Genomic DNA, 19,155 nt, shown 5'->3' on the forward strand with positions numbered 1-19,155 from the left:
GATGCGATCGCAGATGGATCGATCAGTTCATCTGGGTGACGTATTTGGTTTCAAGATAGGCGGCGACGGCTTCCGAGCCGCCTTCGGTGCCGTAGCCGGAATCCTTCATGCCGCCGAAGGGGACTTCCGGCAGGGCGAGGCCGTTGTGGTTGATCGTCAGCATGCCTGCTTCGACTTCGCGGCCGAGTGCATGGGCGGTCTTGACCGAGCCGGTGAAGGCGTAGGATGCAAGGCCGAAGGGCAGGCGGTTGGCCTCGGTGATCGCGTCCTCATAGGAGGAGAAGCGGTTGATGATGGCGATCGGGCCAAAGGGCTCGTCGTTCATGATCTTGGCCGTGGTCGGGACATTGGCAAGAACCGTCGGTTCGAAGAAGTTGCCCTTGTTGCCGATGCGCTTTCCGCCGGTCTTCAGTTCGCCGCCGTTCGAGACTGCGTCCTGGATCAGCGCTTCCATGGCCGGGATGCGGCGCTCATTGGCAAGCGGGCCCATGATGGTATCCGCTTCCAGGCCGTTGCCGACCTTGATGGCTTCGGCAGCCTTGACGAAACCGTCAAGGAACTTGTCGGCGATACCATCCTGAACCAGGAAGCGGGTCGGGGATACGCAGACCTGACCGGCATTGCGGAACTTAGACATGGCGCTGATTTCGATCGCCTTGTCGAGGTCGGCGTCGTTGAAGACCATGACCGGAGCGTGACCACCGAGTTCCATCGTGGCGCGCTTCATGTGCTTGCCGGCAAGCGCTGCCAGATGCTTTCCGACCGGGGTAGAGCCGGTAAACGAGATCTTGCGGATGACCGGATGCGGGATCAGGTATTCAGATACTTCAGCCGGGATGCCGTAGACGAGGCCGATGACGCCGGCCGGGATGCCGGCATCGGCAAAGGCGCGGATCAGTTCGGCAGGCGATGCCGGAGTTTCTTCCGGGGCCTTGACGATGATCGAGCAGCCGGTGGCAACGGCTGCGGAAAGCTTGCGGACGATCTGGTTGATCGGGAAGTTCCACGGGGTGAAGGCTGCGACCGGGCCGACCGGCTGCTTGATGGTCATCTGGGCGACGCCGGAGAAGCGGGCCGGGATGATCTGGCCATAGGTGCGGCGTGCCTCTTCGGCGAACCAGTCGATCGTATCGGCTGCACCCATGATTTCCATCTTGGACTGTGCCAGCGGCTTGCCCTGTTCGCGGGTCATCAGCCAGGCGATCGCATCAGCGCGTTCGCGCAGGATGTCGGCTGCCTTGCGCATCAGCTTCGAGCGGTCGAAGGGAGCCGTGTCACGCCAGATCTTGAAACCCTTGTCAGCGGCTTGAAGCGCGAGATCAAGGTCCGCCTTGCGGGCATGGGCGATCTTGCCGATCACTTCGTCGGTGGCCGGATCGGTCACTTCGATCGTTTCGCCGCCGATGGCATCGCGCCATTCGCCGTTGATGAAAAGCTTTACGTCGGGATAGGTCTGCATGGGGGTCCACTTTCGTTTTGAAACGTCAGGTCGCGCGGCGGGGTGCCGCGGGCAGAAGGGGCGGATGGGTTCCGGTGCCTGAGTTAAGACAATCACTGCCGACAATCAACCGGCGGTGCGGTCAAAAAAGTCATACTAATTGGATTAACGATTGGCGGTCTGCCGATTAGAGATAGGGCGGCGTAACGGCGCTGACGACTTCGCAGCGTTCCGTGCCGATATTTCGGTAACGATGCGGCAGGCGGCTGTTGAACAAATAGGCATCACCGCGTTTCAGGATGCGGATCTGGTTGCCGACAGTCACTTCCAGTTCGCCGGCGACGACAACCCCGCCTTCCTCAGCCTCGTGGGCTAGCATGGTTTCGCCGGTATCGGCGCCTGGCTCGTAGAATTCGTGAAAGATCTGGACGCTATGGGATTTCGCATCGCCGACCTGAAGCAGCGTCAGCGGGCCTTTCGACAAGGGTGTCAGTTCGTCGGCGCGAAAGAAAATCTGGTCGACGGGCGGCAGGGCAAGCGCAAAGAAATCCGTCAGCGGATAGTTGATCGCCTCAAGAATCTTCTTCAACGACGCGACGGAAGGGCTGACCTTGTTCTTTTCGATCAGTGATACGAGCGAATGGGTAACGCCGGCCTTTACCGCCAATGCCCGCTGCGACAGACCGTAGCTCTGCCGCACGAGGCGCAGGCGATCGCCGACATCGAATTGGTTCTCGGTATCGTTCTGAGAGACGGTTTTTCCCGCTTCATCCGTTGCGTGCATGCTTTGCGAGGTCTTTCCTGTGCGTGTTTATCGCTTTCTTTGAGCTGCATCGCGTTGATACACCCGGCGCATCGCCTTGGCCAATGACGAATAGCGGCGCGAACTGTGAGTTTCCATGCCTTGAGACCGGTTGTCGTCTTCTTCTCCAATTATTTGAGGAAATCTCGCTCTCAGCTCGTAAGTTGTCTTTTATTTCAGTTTGATGAATGTAAATCACGAAAGTGTATTTGTGATGCGCCTAAATATGCTTTGTTTATTTGGTGTTTGTTTGTTATCGATTAAATCAAGATGGGTTTTTATTTAGGCCCACGGTGAATCCGAAGGGGAGGTCGGATGTTGCGCTCTGTTTTAGTCGACGGCGTGGAGGCTTTCGTTCAACTTGAAGATGAGTGGAACGCCCTCGCGCGATCAGTCGTGACGTGCCACTACACGCAGACCTTTGAGTGGGCAAAGCTCGGGTGGGAGACGAGGGACGCTTCTGCAGGTGACCGGTTGATATGCGCGACTATCTGGTCTGATAGTCGGCTTGTTGCGGTCTGGCCGTTCCAGCGAAACAGGCTAGGCCCTGCGACCCGTCTCGAGCCGCTGGGGTGCGGCATGCATGAGGAATATGGTGATCCGCTGATAGCGCCCGATATGAATGCGGCCGAAATCTGCAGGGAGTTGATGGCGCTCCTGCGTCCGATGGCTGATATCATCGAGGTGCCGTTTGTTGAACAGGATGGCGCCGTGCGGCAGCTGCTGGAAAGAACGGGCGCCTTTCAAATTCCCAATCCGTTGGATAGTTACATGATCGAACGGCGCGGCGTGGAAAACCTCGATGATCTGCTCCCGTCCTATTCTTCCAAATTCCGCACCAACCTGAAGCAGGGGCGCAAGAGACTTCAAAAACTTGGTGAGCTGCGGTTCGAACTTCCGGAAGATTATGCCAGTTCCGTCGAGACGATCGATTGGGTGATCGAGGAGAAGCGACGCTGGCTCCGTCGCATGGACAAGTCATGCCCATGGCTTGGAAAGGGCGAGGCGCGTGCGTTTTTTCTGGCGGCTTCGATGAAGCGCGGCGAGCTGGGGCGTGTGGGACTCTTTCGCCTTACGCTGGACGGCAAGCCGATAGCAGCGTTCCTGACCATGATCGACCGCACGCGCGTCGAGCTTTTGACCACCAGTTTTGACCCCGATTATTCACGTTATTCACCAGGCATGCTGATCATCGAGGATACGGTGCGCTGGTGTTTCGAGCATGGCCTGGATTTCGACATGCGGATACTGCGCATGGACTACAAGGAACGGTGGTCGAACGCGTGGACGACCCGGATTCAATATCGGGTGCCGCTGACATTGAAGGGTGCAGCGGTTCTGCTGCCTGCCTATCTCGTCTATTCCTTCTACCGGACGGTTCACGCAATTTCTAATGCGGAGCAGAGGGCGGCAATCCGGCGGATGATGAAATGGCGGCCCGTGCTGAATGGCCGGAACCGGCCGCCAACGGGCCAGATCGAGCCGAACGCGTAAAAGCCCGGCTCGCAAGGCGGCCGGGCTTCAGTGTGAAATTACTTGCGTCGTTGGCGTCGATCAGAAAAACGCCTGAATGCCCGTTTGAGCGCGGCCCAGGATGAGGGCGTGGACGTCGTGGGTGCCTTCGTAGGTGTTGACCGTTTCCAGATTCTGCGAATGGCGCATGACGTGATATTCGACCTGGATGCCGTTGCCGCCATGCATGTCGCGGGCTTGGCGAGCGATATCCAGCGCCTTGCCGCAATTGTTGCGCTTGACGATGGAGATCATTTCCGGCGCCATCCGATGCTGGTCCATCAGCTGGCCGACGCGTAAGCTGGCCTGAAGGCCAAGTGTGATTTCGGTCTGCATGTCGGCAAGCTTCTTCTGGTAGAGCTGCATGCCGGCGAGCGGCTTGCCGAACTGCTTGCGATCAAGGCCATACTGGCGGGCGCGGAACCAGCAATCTTCGGCTGCGCCCATGACGCCCCAGGAGATGCCGTAGCGGGCGCGGTTGAGGCAGCCGAACGGACCTTTGAGGCCTGATACGTTTGGAAGAAGCGCGTCTTCGCCGACTTCGACGCTATCCATGACGATTTCGCCGGTGATCGAGGCGCGCAGCGACAGTTTTCCGCCGATCTTGGGGGCAGAGAGGCCCTTCATGCCCTTTTCCAGAACGAAGCCGCGGATCTCGTTGTTGTGAGCTTCCGATTTTGCCCAGACGACGAAGACATCGGCGATCGGTGCGTTGGAAATCCACATTTTCGAGCCGCGCAGGCGATAGCCGCCCTCGATCTTTTCGGCGCGGGTCTTCATGCCGCCGGGATCGGAGCCGGCATCCGGCTCTGTCAGGCCGAAACAGCCGATCAGTTCGCCCGAGACGAGGCCGGGCAGGTATTTCTTCTTCTGCTCGTCGGAGCCGTAGGCGAAGATCGGATAGATGACCAGCGAGGACTGGACGCTCATCATCGAGCGGTAGCCACTATCGATCCGTTCGATCTCGCGAGCGACGAGGCCATAGGCGACGTAGGAGGCATTGGCTGCGCCATATTCTTCCGGAAGCGTGACGCCGAGGAGGCCGGTCTGACCCATCAGCTTGAACAGGCCGACATCGGTCTTTTCCTCAAGATAGGCTTCCTCGACCCGTGGCAGGAGTTCGGACTTGGCAAAGGCGGCAGCCGCGTCGCGGATCATACGCTCCTCTTCGGTCAGCTGATCTTCGATGAGGAAGGGGTCGTTCCAGATAAAGGCCAAGGGGGTCTCCGATGTTTTTGGACGGGACGGGTGTCTCAATCGCCAAGCAATTTCCCGTGCAGATTATCGTCCTGTGGTCGTTTGTCGCAAGGCCCGTTTACTCACAGTGTCATGAGGGTTAGTAATAGGCCATGAAAGAACTTTCGCGAAAACTCCTGCCTTCCACCTCGGCGCTTGCCGCCTTCGATTCCGTTGCTCGGCTGGGCAGTTTCTCGCTTGCGGCAGACGAGCTTTCGCTGACGCAAGGGGCGATAAGCCGGCAGGTTTCCGGGCTGGAAGAGCAGTTGGGCGTGCTGCTTTTCGACCGAACCAGCCGTGGCGTCGTGTTGACATCGGCGGGTGCGGAATTTGCGAAAGCGATTGCAGGCGCCCTCTCGCAGATCCGCTCGGCATCGCTCCATGCCATGACCAAACGACATAGCGACCAGCTCAACCTGGCGATCCTGCCGACATTCGGTACGCGCTGGCTGATGCCACGAATTCCGGGTTTCGTTGCGCGGCATCCGGAGATAACGCTGAATTTCGCCACCCGTATCGGGGTGTTCGATTTCGACCTGGACGGTATCGATATGGCGATCCATGTCGGTCAGCCCGAGTGGCCGGGTGCCGAATGTATCTTCCTGATGGACGAGATGGTGGCGCCGGTCTGCTCGCCCGCCTTTCTCAGCTCTCATCCGGTTGTGCAGTCGCAAGATCTGTTGCGGCTGCCGCTTCTGCATATGGCGTCACGACCGGGCGGGTGGAAGCACTGGTTCGAGAGCCTTCGGATTGCCGGCAGCATGAGCGAGGGCATGCGCTTCGAACAATTCGGCAGCGTGACGCAGGCTTGTATTGCCGGCCTGGGTGTCGGGCTGATGCCGCTTTTCCTGATCGATACGGAACTGGCGAGCGGGCAGCTGGTGGAAGCATTTCCGCATCAGGTGGTCAGTCCCAGCGCCTATTACGTGGTCGCGCCGCAGGCAAAGGCCGGTTTTCCGCCGGTTGTCGCCTTTCGGGCATGGCTGATGGAAGAAGTGGCGCGCTATCGGCAGGAAATCGTGGCCTGGTAGCAACGGCTGTGCATTACTCTATATGAAAGGTTGTGTTGCGCTCGACATTTGGCATGTGTGCGGGTATAGTTGGTTAAACGATTAATCATCTTGGAACGCAGCAGGACGATGAGTGTCAGTCGGACGCCAGCGACGATGACGGAAATTGCCGCCGCCCTTGGTGTGTCCTCGGCAACCGTGTCCAATGCGCTTTCCGGCAAGGGGCGGGTCTCCGCCGAGCTTTCAGCGAAAATCCGGCAGGCGGCGGAGGAGCTTGGTTATGTGCCGAGCCATGCAGCGCGGGCGCTCAGAACGGGGCGGACAGGCGTTATCGGGCTGGTGCTGCCGGATATCTCCAATCCACTGTTTCCGCAGATCGCGCAGGCAATCGAGCAGGCGGCGGCTTCTGCCGGGTTCGGCGTGTTGATTGCCGACAGTCGCGGAGAGATTGCCCAGCAGACGGCGGCAATCGGCCGCCTGATCGAACGCGGTGTCGACGGGATGATCGTCGTTCCCCGTCGTGGATCGCGGATCGCGGACATAGGCACGCCCGTGGCGATCATCGATAGCCCCTCGACGCCCGGCAACACCGTGTCGTCCGACCATTGGGACGGCGGCGTGCAGATGGGGCGTCATCTTGCGTCTCTCGGGCACCGGAAGGTGCTGCTGATCGCCCATAGCCGGGAATCGAATGTGCAGAATGACCGGATCGGCGGCCTGAAGGCCGGTCTCGGCAAGGATGTTTGCTGCGAGACCCTGTGGGTGGGAGATCTTGAGGCTTCGCAGGGAGTGGGTTGCGCGCTCGGTCTCTCTGCCCGGGTGGCCGACGGGTTTACCGGCTTTGCCGCCGTTTATGATCTTCTGGCCCTGCGTGCCCTCACCGAATTGCAGCGTGACGGTATCGACGTTCCGCTTCAGGCCAGTGTCAGCGGTTTCGACGATCTTGTCTGGTCATCTGTCGTTATGCCGCCGATCACGACCTTGCGGCAGGACCTTGCGACGATTGCGGAATGTGCGGTCGAGGCTCTTGGTCACGCGATTGGAAACGGTGAGGCCGCAGCCGGCAGCATGATCGCCGCGAGGCCGGATTGTGATGGTGTGCCGATGAAGCTGGTGATCCGGCAATCGACCGGTCCGACGATGCATTCGGTTGTGGCTGCTGCCGCGCATGCTCGGAAGGATGGTAGGTGAAAACCCTTATCCTTTCTCCTCAATCTCTCGTGTATATGGACGTCCCAATGGATCGTCCGGTTGTATTTTTGGAGTGTGCTTGAAATGGGTGTTTGGATCGATACCGATATGGGATTCGATGATCTGGCCGCCATCATGGTTGTCGCCCATGGCGGGCTTGCCATCGACGGGATTTCGCTTGTCCTGGGCAATGCACCGCTGGATCAGGTGCGCCGCAATGCGGCCGGTGCCGCCGCTGCCTTCGTCTGGCCGTTTCCCATTCACGCCGGGCGGGCAAAGCCAGTTCTCGGCAAGCTGGAGACAGCGGTTTCGATCCTGAGCGACGCGGGCATGCCGACTGCGGGTGAAGCCCTGCCGGCCGGTCCGGATACATTCGTCGAGGATGCGTTCGAGGCGCTTTGTTCATGGTTGGAGCGCAGCGAAGGCGAGCGACGCATTCTGGCGCTTGGGCCTCTCACCAATATTGCCGCCGTGGCGCTGGCGCGACCGGACCTCGCCGCCAAGATCACCGACCTGACATGGATGGGCGGCGGACTGACTGCCGGCAATCACACGGCATCCGCCGAGTTCAACGCCTTTGCCGATCCGGAAGCGGTGGCGATCGTTCTTGCGCACGGCATTCCGTTCCGCATGGTCGATCTCGATCTATGCCGCAAGGTGCTTTGCGCGCCGGAAGATGTCGAGCCGGTGCGCTCTGCCGGTGGCCGAAATGCGACGCTGCTGGCCGATCTGCTGGCCGGTTTCGTTTCGATCGCCACCAGCCGCGGGCGCAAGGCAATGTCGCTTTATGACGCTGTTGCGGCGGTGGCCTTCGTGCAGCCGGATTTTGCGGCATGGCAGGATGCACGGATCGACATGGAATTGACGGGCAGCCATACGCGCGGTCGCACCGTGGTCGAGACACGAGCGGGCAGGGCCGAATTCAACGCACAGTTCGCGGCGGATATCGATGCCGCAAAGGCCAAGCAATCCATTCTCGACGCATTGAAGGCGGAGGCAAGCTGGTGAAGGACATTATCGCAACCGTTGGCGAATTTACCGAACCGTGCTTTCGCGACAATGCCGTGAAGGTCGCACGCGGAGATGCGCCCTTCGACATTTTGATTTCCGGCGGCACGCTGGTGGATGTGGTGACCGGCGAGCTTCGTCCCGCCGATATCGGTATTGTCGGGCCGCTGATCGTCAGCGTTCATGAGCGTGGTGCACGCTCGGATGCGGCGCAGGTGATCGATGCGACCGGCGCGTTCGTTTCGCCGGGTCTGATCGACACGCATATGCATATCGAAAGCTCGATGGTGACGCCGGCGACCTATGCGGAGACCGTGGTGCCGCGCGGCGTGACGACGGTGGTCTGGGATCCGCATGAGTTCGGTAATGTCTGCGGTGTCGATGGCGTGGCATGGTCGGTGGAAGCTGTCCGCTCTTTGCCGTTAAGGGCCGTCGTCATGGCACCGTCCTGCGTTCCTTCCGCCCCCGGCTACGAGGTTGCCGGCGCGGATTTCGATGCCGATGTGATCGATGAAATGCTGCTGTGGCCGAAGATTGCCGGCCTTGCTGAGGTGATGAACATGCGCGGCGTGATCGACCGCGAACCGCGCATCAGCAATATCGTGCAGAATGCGCTCGTTTCGGAAAAGCTTGTCAGCGGCCATGCCCGAGGCCTCGCTGGCGGTGATCTTGCCGCTTTCATGACGGCGGGCGTCACGTCCGACCACGAGCTGACCTCCGCCGAAGACCTGATGCAGAAGCTGCGCGCCGGCCTGACGATCGAGATGCGCGGTTCACATGACCACCTTCTGCCGGAATTCGTCGAGGCGCTGAATAAGCTTGGGCACCTGCCGCAGACGCTGACAATCTGCACCGACGACGTGTTCCCCGACGATCTCGTCGATGGCGGCGGTCTCGACGACGTGGTGCGCCGGCTGGTGCGCTACGGGATGAAGCCGGAATGGGCGCTGCAGGCGGCGACGCTGAACGGATCGGTCAGGATCGGCCGCGCCGATCTCGGGTTGATCGCGGCGGGCCGCCGGGCAGATATCGTGCTCTTCGAGGACCTCAAGGATTTTCGTACGCGTGCGGTCGTGGCGAGCGGCCACATCGTCTCGCGCGATGGAAAGATGACGGGCGACGTGTGCCGGATGAACCCCAATCCGCTGCGCCGTTCGGTAAAGCTGCAGGCTCTCTCGGAAGATGATTTCAAACTTCGCTCTGAAGGTACCCGGGTGAGGGTCGCGACCATTGATCGGCCGCGGTTCACACGCTGGGGGCAGGCGGATGCGGTTGTCGAAAACGGGTTCGTGGTACCCCCGCAGGAATCGGTGTTGATCGCCGTGACTCATCGCCATGGCCGTGTCGACAGCCGCACCAGGTTGGGTTTCCTCACTGGATGGGGCAAGTGGAAGGGCGCTTTCGCGACGACCGTGGCGCATGACAGCCATAACCTCACCGTTTTCGGCTCCGATCCGCGCGATATGGCGGCTGCTGCCAATGCGGTGATCGCGTCGGGCGGCGGCATGGCGGTTGCGATCGGCGGCAAGGTGGTGAGCTTGCTTCCGCTGCCGCTGGCGGGCCTCGTGTCCGAAGAGCCGGTCGAGGTGGTTGCCGATCAGTTCCGGGCTATCCGTGCGGCGATGGACAAGGTCGTCGATTGGGAGCCGCCCTATCTGGTGTTCAAGGCCTGTTTCGGCGCGACGCTGGCCTGCAATGCAGGGCCACATCAGACCGACCGGGGCATTGCCGACGTGACCACCGGCACGCTAATGGAGAGCCCGATACTGGAAATTCTGGCATAGAATAGGGTTGGGAAAAGCGATGCAGCCGCATGAATTCTGGCAGGAGCTGCATGCTCCCGGTTCTTTTGATGAGGCCGGGCCTTTTTCCGGTTTCTTTCCGGCACGGCTCGACAGTGGCGAACAGATCAGGCTGCCGATCCGGCCGCTTGCCGATGGACAACATGCTCTGGTATCGCTGATCATCAATCAGGCGAGTTTCGATGTGCAGGATGCGCTCGCCGCCGATCTGGCGCCGAAGATCGCGGCACTTCGGCCGGAAGTGATTGTCGGCCTGCCGACACTGGGCCTGACGCTTGCCGCTGCGGTGGCGCGGATGCTGGGTTTTGCCCGTTATGTACCGCTCGGGACATCGAAGAAGTTCTGGTATGACGAGGAGCTTTCGGTGCCGCTTTCCTCGATCACCACGCCGGAACAACAGAAACGGCTTTATGTCGACCCGCGGATGATGCCGCTCATCGAAGGCAAGCGCGTGGCGCTCATCGATGACGTGATTTCCTCCGGCACCTCGATCATTTCCGGCCTGACGCTGATGGCTTCGCTCGGGATCGAGCCGGTGGTGATCGGCGCTGCCATGCTGCAATCGGATCGATGGGAAAAGAAGCTCGACGATTTTGGGCCACAGTGGAAGGAGCGCGTGGTTTCCTGTTTTCGCACGCCGATACTGAGCAAAGCCGGCGAAGAGCTTTGGTCGCACTGATTTTTTCGGCTTGCGGACATGAGATTGCTGGCTAGGATCGCGACACCCTACCTCAAGACCCAAGCGAAATTTTCAGGAAGACTTTGATGGAACTGGTGTTCGATGGCCATAACGATGTGTTGTTGCGGCTCTGGCGGAACATGAAGGCGGGAGCTGATCCCGTTGTGGAATTCTCCAAAGGTACCCCCGAAGGCCATATCGATGCGCCGCGGGCGCGAGCGGGTGGTCTCGCGGGTGGTCTTTGCGCGATCTACATTCCCTCCGGCGATCTGGTGCTCAAGGATCCCGAACCGGACGGGAGTTATGTGACGCCGCTTGCCGCACCGCTCGAATACGCACCTTCGCTGGATATAGGGCTGGAAAAGGCGGCGATCGCGCTGCGGCTGGACCGGGCAGGGGCTTGGAAACTCTGCCGGTCCACCGCCGATATCCGACAGGCGATGAAGGACGGCGTATTTGCCGCCGTGCTGCACATGGAAGGTTGCGAACCGATCGATGCCGACTTCGCCAATCTAGAAGTCTTCCATGCGGCCGGTCTTCGCTCGCTCGGGCCGGTCTGGAGCCGCCACAACATTTTTGGCCATGGCGTGCCATTCGCCTTTCCGATGACGACGGATACCGGGCCGGGCCTGACCGATCTCGGCTTCGAACTGGTCAAGGCCTGCAACCGGCTCGGCATCCTGATCGACTTGTCGCATATTACCGAGAAGGGGTTCTGGGATGTGGCAAAAACTTCCGACCAGCCGCTGATCGCAAGCCATTCAAATGCACATGCTCTGACGCCAGTCGCGCGCAACCTGACCGACAGGCAGATGGACGCGATCAAGGAGAGCGGCGGGCTCGTGGGCCTGAACTATGCGGTCACCATGCTGCGCGACGACGGGCTGGACATTGCGGCCACGCCGATCTCCGAGATGATACGCCATGTGGACTACATGGTTGAGCGGATGGGGATCGACCATGTAGCGATCGGATCGGACTTCGACGGCTGCACCGTACCGGTCGAAATTCGTGATGCTGCGGGCAATCAAAATCTGGTTGCAGCTTTAAAAACAGCGGGATACGCTGGCGAGGATTTGGCCAAGCTGGCCCGCGAGAACTGGTTGAGGGTTCTCGGCAAAGCCTGGCACGAATAACGGCCCGAAGCGGGCCGGACATGAGCAAATGACAACAGGGGAACTGATCATGCTCCACTCTTTCCGCACTTCCGTCCGAATGCTTTCCACGAGCGCAGCGTTGTCGCTGCTGTTGGTCGCAGCACCGCAGGCATTCGCCGCGACGCCGGCCGATACGCTGGTCGAAGGCTTTGCGATCGACGACATTATCACCATTGATCCGGGCGAAGCCTTCGAGCTTTCCACTGCCGAAGTGACCGCCAATACCTATAGCAAGCTGGTCATGCTGGATCCGGCCGACACTTCCAAGGTCATAGGTGATCTGGCGGCCAGCTGGACGGTTTCCGACGACGGCATGACCTATACGTTTAAGCTGAAGCCGGACCTGAAATTTGCTTCAGGCAACCCGCTGACCGCAGAAGACGTTGCCTTCTCGTTCGAACGCGCCGTCAAGCTCGACAAGTCTCCTGCCTTCCTTCTGACCCAGTTCGGGCTGACCGGCGACAATGTTGCCGAGAAGGCCAAGGCGACCGCGCCCGACACATTCACCTTCACGGTCGACAAGGCCTATGCGCCGAGCTTCGTGCTTAACGTCTTGACCGCCACCGTCGCTTCCGTTGTCGACAAGAAGGTGGTGATGGAACATGCCAAGGCGATGACGCCTTCGGCCGATTACAAATACGACAGTGATTTCGGCAATGAATGGATGAAGACCGGTTTTGCCGGTTCCGGCCCGTACAAGGTGCTGGCATGGCGCGCCAATGAGGCCGTCATCATGGAAGCCAACCCGAATTACTACGGCGAGAAGCCGAAGCTGAAGCGCGTCATCTATCGCCACATGAAGGAAAGCTCCGGCCAGCGTCTGGCGCTGCAAAACGGCGATATCGATATCGCGCGTAACCTCGAGCCGAACGATGTGGAGGCCGTTTCCAAGAAGGAAGGCCTGTCGATCACGTCTGCGCCGAAGGGCACGATCTACTATTTCAGCCTCAACCAGAAAAACGAGAAGCTGGCAAAGCCCGAAGTGGCGGAAGCGTTCAAGTATCTGGTCGACTATGACGCGATCGGCGCGACGCTGATCAAGGGCATCGGCGAAATCCACCAGACCTTCCTGCCGAAGGGCCAGCTCGGTGCGCTGAACGACAACCCTTACAAGCTGGATGTCGCCAAGGCCAAGGAACTGCTTGCCAAGGCGGGCCTGAAGGACGGCTTTACCGTGACCATGGATGTGCGCAACACGCAGCCGGTTACGGGCATTGCCGAAAGCGTGCAGCAGACGCTGGCGCAGGCCGGCATCAAGCTCGAAATCATTCCGGGCGATGGCAAGCAGACGCTGACGAAATTCCGCGCCCGCACCCATGACATCTATATCGGCCAGTGGGGTTCGGACTATTTCGACCCGAACTCGAATGCCGAAACCTTCGTCATCAACTACGACAATTCCGACGAGGGCAAGAACAAGACGCTCGCATGGCGTAATGCCTGGGATGTGCCTAAGGACATCGAAGAAGCCGCCCAAGGCGCGCTTCTTGAAAAGGATGCGGCCAAGCGTGCGGCAGTCTACGAGGACCTTCAGAAGAAGGCGCTGGCGCAGAGCCCGTTCGTGATCATCTTCCAGCAGACGGAAGTGGCCGGTTACTCTTCCAAGCTGAAAGACTTCAAGCTCGGCCCGAGCTTCGATACGAACTTCGTCTATCCGGTTTCGAAGTAGCAGGCTTGGCGGGTTTGAAATTCGGACGGTGCGGCTTGCCTCCTTCTCCCCGCCTGCGGGGAGAAGGTCCGGAGCGCTAGCGAGGGGATGAGGGGCAGTCGCGGGGCTGAGTTCGCGGCATTTGCCCCTCATCCGCCTGCCGGCACCTTCTCCCCGTTTCACGGGGAGAAGGTCGCGTGCCGCAACGCCCCAAATCCTTCGCGTTGCTCAAAGGAGAACTCCTTGACGCTTACCGATACGACGGCAGTGACGCGGCGCAACCGGCGCCGTGCTTCCTCCTTTGGCATGGCGGTGGTCCGTTTCGTGGTCACTGTCGTTACGACATTTCTCGGCCTTCTGGCTGTCACCTTCTTCATTGGCCGGGTGGTGCCGATCGATCCGGCGCTGGCGATCGTCGGCGATCGCGCGCCGGCGCATGTCGTCGAGCGCGTGCGGGAGGAGCTTGGTCTCAACCTGCCGCTCTACCAGCAGTTCTGGATCTATATAAAGCAGGCGCTGACGGGCGATTTCGGCACCTCGGTGCTGACCACCAATCCCGTGATGGCGGACATCGCGCGGGTGTTTCCGGCAACGATCGAGCTGGCGACGATCGGGACGATCATCGGGGCGCTGATCGGCGTGCCGCTCGGTGTGCTGGCCGCCGTCAAGCGCGGATCGATCGCCGACCAGATCGTGCGGGTGATCGGGTTGATCGGGTATTCCGTGCCGATCTTCTGGCTCGGGCTTTTGGCGCTGGTCCTGTTCTACGCCAAGCTTGGATGGGTCGCCTATCCGGGGCGTATCGACATCGTCTACGAATATACGTTCACGCCGCAGACGGGCTTTTTCCTGTTCGACGCGATCTGGCAGGGGCAGTGGGATGTGGCCTGGGATCTGTTCCGCCATATCATCCTGCCCGGAGGGCTGCTCGGGTATTTTTCGCTCGCCTATATCAGCCGTATGACGCGCTCATTCATGCTCAACGAGCTGCAACAGGAATATATAGTCGCCGCACGGGCCAAGGGGCTGTCGGAGACGCGGATCATCTGGTTCCATGCGCTGAGAAACGCCGCGGTGCCGCTGGTGACGGTGATCGCGCTTTCCTATGCGGGTCTGCTGGAAGGTTCGGTTCTGACCGAGACGATCTTTTCCTGGCCGGGGCTTGGCCTCTACATCACCAACTCGCTGCAGAATGCCGATATGAATGCCGTGCTTGGCGGCACGATCGTCATCGGTGCGGTGTTCATTGCCATCAACATATTGTCCGACCTTCTCTACCGGACGCTCGATCCGAGGACGAGAAGCCGATGAGTGTTCTCCAAGTAAGTGAAAAGCCCTATAGCCGCGAATGGCTCCTGTCCGAACAGCCGACATCGCGGCATCAGGCACGGCTTGGCCGCGCCTATGTGATCTGGCGGCGGTTTTCCGCCAACCGGCTGGCGCTGGCCGGTCTCGGCATCATTCTTCTCCTGATCCTGGTTGCGATCTTTGCCGACGTGCTGGCGCCGCATAATCCGGTGCAGGGTGACCTGCGCAATTCGCGGCTTTTGCCGCCGGGTTCGGCGGGTTACCTGCTCGGCACCGATGACCAGGGGCGCGATATTCTCTCGCGGCTGATCCATGGTTCGCGACTGACGCTGTTTGTTGTCGTGCTGGTGGCGATTATCGCTGCTCCTGTCGGCCTGATCATCGGCACGGTGTCCGGTTATGCCGGCGGCTGGGTGGATGCGGTGCTGATGCGGATTACCGACATCTTTCTCGCCTTTCCGAAGCTGGTTCTGGCATTGGCGCTGGTGGCTGCTCTCGGGCCGGGGATCGAAAATGCGGTGCTGGCAATCGCTGTCACCTCTTGGCCGCCTTATGCGCGTATCGCCCGCGCCGAGACGATGACGTTTCGCAATTCGGAATTCATTTCGGCGGTGAAGCTGATGGGAGCCTCGCCGTTCCGCATCATCCTGCGGCACGTGATGCCGCTCTGCCTCTCCTCGCTGATCGTGCGTGTGACGCTCGATATGGCGGGCATCATCCTGACCGCTGCCGGTCTCGGCTTCCTCGGTCTCGGCGCACAGCCGCCGCTTCCCGAATGGGGGGCGATGATTGCTTCGGGGCGTCGCTTCATTCTCGACCAGTGGTGGGTCGCGGCAATGCCGGGTGCGGCGATCCTGATCGTCTCGCTCGGTTTCAACCTGCTCGGCGATGGATTGCGCGACGCGCTCGATCCGAAGGAGGCGGGCCAATGACGGACACGCTTTTGACGGTCGAAGACCTGCGGGTAAGTTTTCCGACGCGCACCGGCGTGATCGAGGCCGTGCGTGGGGTGTCGTTTACGCTCGGGCGCGAACGGCTGGGCATTGTCGGCGAAAGCGGTTCCGGCAAGTCGCAGACGGGCCGGGCGATCATGGGACTGACGCCGAAACATGCCAAGATTACCGCGAAGACGCTGAACTTTGCCGGGCGCGATCTGCTGACGATTTCCGACCGCGAGCGGCGGGAGATCCGGGGGAAACGGATCGGCATGGTGCTGCAAGATCCGAAATATTCGCTGAACCCCGTCTCGACCATCGGAAGGCAGATCATCGAGACGCTGAAGACGCATGAAAAGATCTCGACTGCGGAGGCGAAGGCGCGCACGCTTGCGATGCTGGAAGCGGTGCAAATCCGTGATCCGGAGCGGGTGTTTTCGCTCTATCCGCACGAGGTTTCCGGTGGCATGGGGCAACGTGTGATGATCGCGATGATGCTGATTTGCGGGCCTGAACTGCTGATCGCCGATGAGCCGACCTCGGCGCTTGACGTGACGGTACAGCTCGAAGTGCTCGGCATTCTCGACAAGCTGGTGGCCGAGCGCGGCATGGGGCTGATCTTCGTGTCGCACGACTTGCGGCTCGTCTCGTCCTTCTGCGACCGGGTGCTTGTCATGTATGCGGGGCGTGTGGTGGAGGAACTGCCGTCGGCGGATCTTTCCAAGGCTCAGCATCCCTATACGCAAGGCCTGCTCAATTGCCTGCCGACAATCGGCTCCGACCGGCATCCGCTACCGGTGCTCGACCGCAAGAAGGAGTGGGCGCTATGACGACGAATGTTCTTTCCGTCAAAGACATGGTCGTCACGTTCGACGAGTTTATCGCGCTCGACCATGTGTCGGTGGATGTGGCTCAGGGCGAGAGTTTCGGCATCGTTGGTGAAAGCGGGTCTGGAAAATCGACGCTGCTGCGTGCGGTGGCGGGGCTGAACACGTTCAGCGCCGGGACGCTTACGATCAACGGGCAGTCCTATTCGGGCCGGAGCCGGTCGAAGGATTTTTATCGCACGGTGCAGATGGTATTTCAGGATCCCTACGGTTCGCTGCATCCTCGCCAGACGGTCGACCGGCTGTTGTTGGAGCCACTGGCGATCCATGGTTTCGACAATGTCGACCAGCGGATCATGCGGGCACTGGACGAGGTGGGTCTGGGGTCGGGTTTCCGCTTCCGCTATTCGCACCAGCTTTCCGGCGGGCAGCGGCAACGCGTGGCAATCGCCCGCGCGCTGATCCTGGAGCCGAAGGTTCTGCTGCTTGATGAGCCGACCTCTGCGCTCGACGCATCGATCCAGGCGGAAATCCTCAACCTGTTGGAGCAGGCGCGAAAAGATCGCGGACTGACCTTCGTGATGGTCAGCCACGATCTTGGGGTCATCAGTCATATGTGCGAGCGGCTGGCGGTAATGAAGTCGGGCAAGGTTGTTGAAACGGTTACTGCCGATGCGCTGGAAAGCCGTGCGTTCTCTGCTGACTATACACGGCAGCTCATGACCGCCAGCGAAGGATTTCGCCGCGTCTGACCCCGTGTTTCAGCAAAGTCGGAAGTGCTTGGAAGGTCGCGAATGAGCATTGTGTGCAGTTGCGAAATGCCCTTAGACTGCATTTAACAAAGCTGCAGGCAGCGAATAACGGGGAGCTTATACGATGCAGACGATTTTCTCCTGGTCTCAGGTCTCTCGGCGTGGCGTGATGGGGCTGGCGCTTGGCGCGGGCATCGTCTTGGCGGCACCCTATGCGCAGGCCGCACCCAAGACTGCCGCAACGATCGGCATGACGGTGGAGCCGGGCGGTCTCGATCCGACGATCGGCGCGCAGGTGATGATCGGCCAGGTGACCTGGCAGAACATCTTCGAAGGCCTGACGACGATCGACAAGGCGGGCAAGGTGCAGCCGCAGCTTGCCGAGAGCTGGGACGTTTCGCCAGATGGCAAGACCTATACGTTCAAGCTCAGGCAAGGCGTGAAATTCCACAATGGCGTGTCCTTTGACAGTTCTGTCGCCAAGTTCACGCTGGACCGCGCTCGCGGGGGCGACAGCGTCAATCCGCAGAAGCGTTATTTCACCTCGATCGACACGATCGAGACGCCTGATGCCGCGACGCTGGTCCTGAAACTCAAGCAGCCGACCGGCAGCCTGCTCTACTGGTTCGGATGGCCGGCGGCCGTGATGGTGGAGCCATCGACTGCTGCTGATAACAAGACCAATCCGGTCGGAACCGGGCCTTTTGTTTTCAGCAGCTGGGCCAAGGGCACGAAAGTCGATCTGAAGAAGAATGCCGGTTACTGGAACAAGGATGTTTCGGTGAAGCTGGAGACGGCTTCCTTCCGTTTCATAAACGACCCGCAGGCGCAGTCGGCCGCGTTGACGGCAGGCGATGTCGATGCTTTTCCTGAATTCGGTGCGCCGGAACTGGTTTCCTCCTTCGAGGGCAGCGACAAGCTGGCGACGGTGATCGGTAATACCGAGCTCAAGGTCGTGGCGGGCATGAACAATTCCCGCAAGCCGTTTTCCGACAAAAAGGTCCGTCAGGCGCTGATGATGGCGGTCGACCGGGCGATGGTGGTGGAGGGTGCATGGTCGGGCCTCGGCACGCCGATCGGCAGCCATTACACGCCGAACGACCGTGGCTACAAGGATCTTACCGGCGTCTATCCTTATGATGTCGAAAAGGCCAAGGCGCTTCTGGCGGAAGCGGGTTACCCGAACGGTTTCTCCTTCACCATGAAGGCACCGCAGATGGCCTACGCGCAGCGCTCGTCGCAGATCCTTCAGGCGCTGTTTGCCGAAATCGGCGTGACGATGAATATCGAAACCACCGAGTTTCCGGCGAAATGGGTGGCTGATGTGCTGAAGGCCGCCGATTACGACATGACCATCGTTGCCCATGCGGAACCGATGGATATCGATATCTACGCGCGCGACCCGTATTACTTCAATTACAAGAACCCGGAATTCAACGCCATCCTCGCCAAGGTCGAGGCAAGCACTGATGCCTCGGAGCAGGACAAGCTTTATGGCGAAGCGCAGACCATTCTCGCCAATGATGTGCCCGCACTGTTTCTGTTCGTGATGCCGAAGCTCGGGATCTGGGACAAGAAGCTGAAGGGGCTTTGGGAGAATGAACCGATCCCGTCGAATGTGCTGACCGAGGTGCATTGGGAAGAGTGAGGGGTTTGGTGTGGCATAACGGGGCGGCATTCCGATCTCCCCCCTTGTGGGTAGGGCAATCTCATATGAAGCAAGTCCCCCTCTGGCCTGCCGGCCATCTCCCCCACAAGGGGGGAGAAGACTCACGGCAAACGCTTGCCTCGTCTAAATTTCGGCGAAGCGGCTGGGTTAAGCCCTCTCCCTTGTGGGGAGGGTTGGGAGG

General features: G+C 60.2%; 16 protein-coding genes. 13 read left to right on the forward strand and 3 right to left on the reverse strand.

Annotated features, from left to right (window positions below; genetic code table 11):
* Window positions 1–22: 22 nt before the first annotated feature.
* Together ACI3K0_RS17650 and ACI3K0_RS17655 are read right to left on the reverse strand one after the other, a co-directional pair.
* Window positions 23–1,459 (reverse strand): NAD-dependent succinate-semialdehyde dehydrogenase, encoded by a 1,437-nt coding sequence (locus ACI3K0_RS17650; RefSeq protein ID WP_404945822.1) that lies wholly within the window; start codon window positions 1,457–1,459, stop codon window positions 23–25.
* A gap of 166 nt (window positions 1,460–1,625) precedes the next feature.
* Window positions 1,626–2,222, reverse strand: coding sequence for a cupin domain-containing protein (locus tag ACI3K0_RS17655; protein ID WP_404945823.1), 597 nt, complete (start codon window positions 2,220–2,222; stop codon window positions 1,626–1,628).
* Between the two features lie 597 nt (window positions 2,223–2,819).
* Here ACI3K0_RS17655 and ACI3K0_RS17660 point away from each other — a divergent pair.
* Window positions 2,820–3,734 carry a GNAT family N-acetyltransferase gene (locus tag ACI3K0_RS17660; protein WP_404945824.1) on the forward strand — a complete coding sequence of 305 codons (915 nt, stop codon included), beginning with the start codon at window positions 2,820–2,822 and terminating at the stop codon, window positions 3,732–3,734.
* 60 nt (window positions 3,735–3,794) lie between these two features.
* Here ACI3K0_RS17660 and ACI3K0_RS17665 read toward each other — a convergent pair whose 3' ends face one another.
* A complete protein-coding gene (locus ACI3K0_RS17665) occupies window positions 3,795–4,970 on the reverse strand; it encodes an acyl-CoA dehydrogenase (RefSeq protein ID WP_148143144.1) in 1,176 nt (391 codons plus the stop codon).
* Window positions 4,971–5,101: 131 nt separating this feature from the next.
* On the opposite strand from ACI3K0_RS17665, the gene ACI3K0_RS17670 reads away from it, so the two are divergent.
* The 12 genes from ACI3K0_RS17670 to ACI3K0_RS17725 all read left to right on the forward strand — a co-directional run bounded on the left by ACI3K0_RS17670 (window position 5,102) and on the right by ACI3K0_RS17725 (window position 18,953).
* Window positions 5,102–6,019 carry a LysR family transcriptional regulator gene (locus tag ACI3K0_RS17670; protein WP_404945825.1) on the forward strand — a complete coding sequence of 306 codons (918 nt, stop codon included), beginning with the start codon at window positions 5,102–5,104 and terminating at the stop codon, window positions 6,017–6,019.
* A gap of 108 nt (window positions 6,020–6,127) precedes the next feature.
* Window positions 6,128–7,189 carry a LacI family DNA-binding transcriptional regulator gene (locus ACI3K0_RS17675; protein WP_404945826.1) on the forward strand — a complete coding sequence of 354 codons (1,062 nt, stop codon included), beginning with the start codon at window positions 6,128–6,130 and terminating at the stop codon, window positions 7,187–7,189.
* A gap of 84 nt (window positions 7,190–7,273) precedes the next feature.
* Entirely contained in the window at window positions 7,274–8,197 is a 924-nt protein-coding gene (locus ACI3K0_RS17680; RefSeq protein ID WP_404945827.1) for a nucleoside hydrolase, read from the forward strand.
* On the forward strand, window positions 8,194–9,981 hold the full coding sequence (locus ACI3K0_RS17685) for an adenine deaminase (RefSeq protein ID WP_404945828.1): 1,788 nt from the start codon (window positions 8,194–8,196) through the stop codon (window positions 9,979–9,981). Before ACI3K0_RS17680 ends, ACI3K0_RS17685 begins: the two co-directional genes overlap by 4 nt.
* 19 nt (window positions 9,982–10,000) lie before the next feature.
* Window positions 10,001–10,678, forward strand: coding sequence for a phosphoribosyltransferase (locus ACI3K0_RS17690; protein ID WP_404945829.1), 678 nt, complete (start codon window positions 10,001–10,003; stop codon window positions 10,676–10,678).
* A gap of 86 nt (window positions 10,679–10,764) precedes the next feature.
* On the forward strand, window positions 10,765–11,814 hold the full coding sequence (locus ACI3K0_RS17695; RefSeq protein WP_404945830.1) for a dipeptidase: 1,050 nt from the start codon (window positions 10,765–10,767) through the stop codon (window positions 11,812–11,814).
* A gap of 49 nt (window positions 11,815–11,863) precedes the next feature.
* Window positions 11,864–13,504, forward strand: coding sequence for an ABC transporter substrate-binding protein (locus tag ACI3K0_RS17700; RefSeq protein ID WP_404945846.1), 1,641 nt, complete (start codon window positions 11,864–11,866; stop codon window positions 13,502–13,504).
* A gap of 285 nt (window positions 13,505–13,789) precedes the next feature.
* Window positions 13,790–14,794, forward strand: a complete 1,005-nt coding sequence (locus ACI3K0_RS17705; protein WP_394353635.1) for an ABC transporter permease — start codon at window positions 13,790–13,792, stop codon at window positions 14,792–14,794.
* A complete protein-coding gene (locus tag ACI3K0_RS17710) occupies window positions 14,791–15,723 on the forward strand; it encodes an ABC transporter permease (RefSeq protein ID WP_404945831.1) in 933 nt (310 codons plus the stop codon). The genes ACI3K0_RS17705 and ACI3K0_RS17710 overlap by 4 nt, the downstream gene beginning before the upstream one ends.
* Complete coding sequence (locus tag ACI3K0_RS17715; protein ID WP_404945832.1) at window positions 15,720–16,556, forward strand: ABC transporter ATP-binding protein; 837 nt, start codon at window positions 15,720–15,722, stop codon at window positions 16,554–16,556. Before ACI3K0_RS17710 ends, ACI3K0_RS17715 begins: the two co-directional genes overlap by 4 nt.
* On the forward strand, window positions 16,553–17,305 hold the full coding sequence (locus ACI3K0_RS17720) for an ABC transporter ATP-binding protein (protein WP_148143159.1): 753 nt from the start codon (window positions 16,553–16,555) through the stop codon (window positions 17,303–17,305). Before ACI3K0_RS17715 ends, ACI3K0_RS17720 begins: the two co-directional genes overlap by 4 nt.
* Before the next feature lie 124 nt (window positions 17,306–17,429).
* The gene (locus ACI3K0_RS17725; RefSeq protein WP_404945833.1) at window positions 17,430–18,953 is read left to right on the forward strand and encodes an ABC transporter substrate-binding protein; all 1,524 of its coding nucleotides are present in this window, start codon (window positions 17,430–17,432) and stop codon (window positions 18,951–18,953) included.
* Window positions 18,954–19,155 lie beyond the last annotated feature (202 nt).

Origin of the sequence: Rhizobium sp. ZW T2_16 (genome assembly GCF_044987325.1) — a bacterium.
Classification (GTDB): Bacteria; Pseudomonadota; Alphaproteobacteria; order Rhizobiales; family Rhizobiaceae; genus Neorhizobium; species Neorhizobium cellulosilyticum.

Coding starts and splice junctions, on each gene's coding strand:
- ACI3K0_RS17720 (WP_148143159.1), top strand. CDS start 16,553: ATGACGACGAATGTTCTTTCCGTCAAAGACATGGTCGTCACGTTCGAC.
- ACI3K0_RS17695 (WP_404945830.1), top strand. CDS start 10,765: ATGGAACTGGTGTTCGATGGCCATAACGATGTGTTGTTGCGGCTCTGG.
- ACI3K0_RS17675 (WP_404945826.1), top strand. CDS start 6,128: ATGAGTGTCAGTCGGACGCCAGCGACGATGACGGAAATTGCCGCCGCC.
- ACI3K0_RS17710 (WP_404945831.1), top strand. CDS start 14,791: ATGAGTGTTCTCCAAGTAAGTGAAAAGCCCTATAGCCGCGAATGGCTC.
- ACI3K0_RS17650 (WP_404945822.1), bottom strand. CDS start 1,459: ATGCAGACCTATCCCGACGTAAAGCTTTTCATCAACGGCGAATGGCGC.
- ACI3K0_RS17680 (WP_404945827.1), top strand. CDS start 7,274: ATGGGTGTTTGGATCGATACCGATATGGGATTCGATGATCTGGCCGCC.
- ACI3K0_RS17700 (WP_404945846.1), top strand. CDS start 11,864: ATGCTCCACTCTTTCCGCACTTCCGTCCGAATGCTTTCCACGAGCGCA.
- ACI3K0_RS17670 (WP_404945825.1), top strand. CDS start 5,102: ATGAAAGAACTTTCGCGAAAACTCCTGCCTTCCACCTCGGCGCTTGCC.
- ACI3K0_RS17705 (WP_394353635.1), top strand. CDS start 13,790: ATGGCGGTGGTCCGTTTCGTGGTCACTGTCGTTACGACATTTCTCGGC.
- ACI3K0_RS17725 (WP_404945833.1), top strand. CDS start 17,430: ATGCAGACGATTTTCTCCTGGTCTCAGGTCTCTCGGCGTGGCGTGATG.
- ACI3K0_RS17655 (WP_404945823.1), bottom strand. CDS start 2,222: ATGCACGCAACGGATGAAGCGGGAAAAACCGTCTCTCAGAACGATACC.
- ACI3K0_RS17690 (WP_404945829.1), top strand. CDS start 10,001: ATGCAGCCGCATGAATTCTGGCAGGAGCTGCATGCTCCCGGTTCTTTT.
- ACI3K0_RS17660 (WP_404945824.1), top strand. CDS start 2,820: ATGCATGAGGAATATGGTGATCCGCTGATAGCGCCCGATATGAATGCG.
- ACI3K0_RS17715 (WP_404945832.1), top strand. CDS start 15,720: ATGACGGACACGCTTTTGACGGTCGAAGACCTGCGGGTAAGTTTTCCG.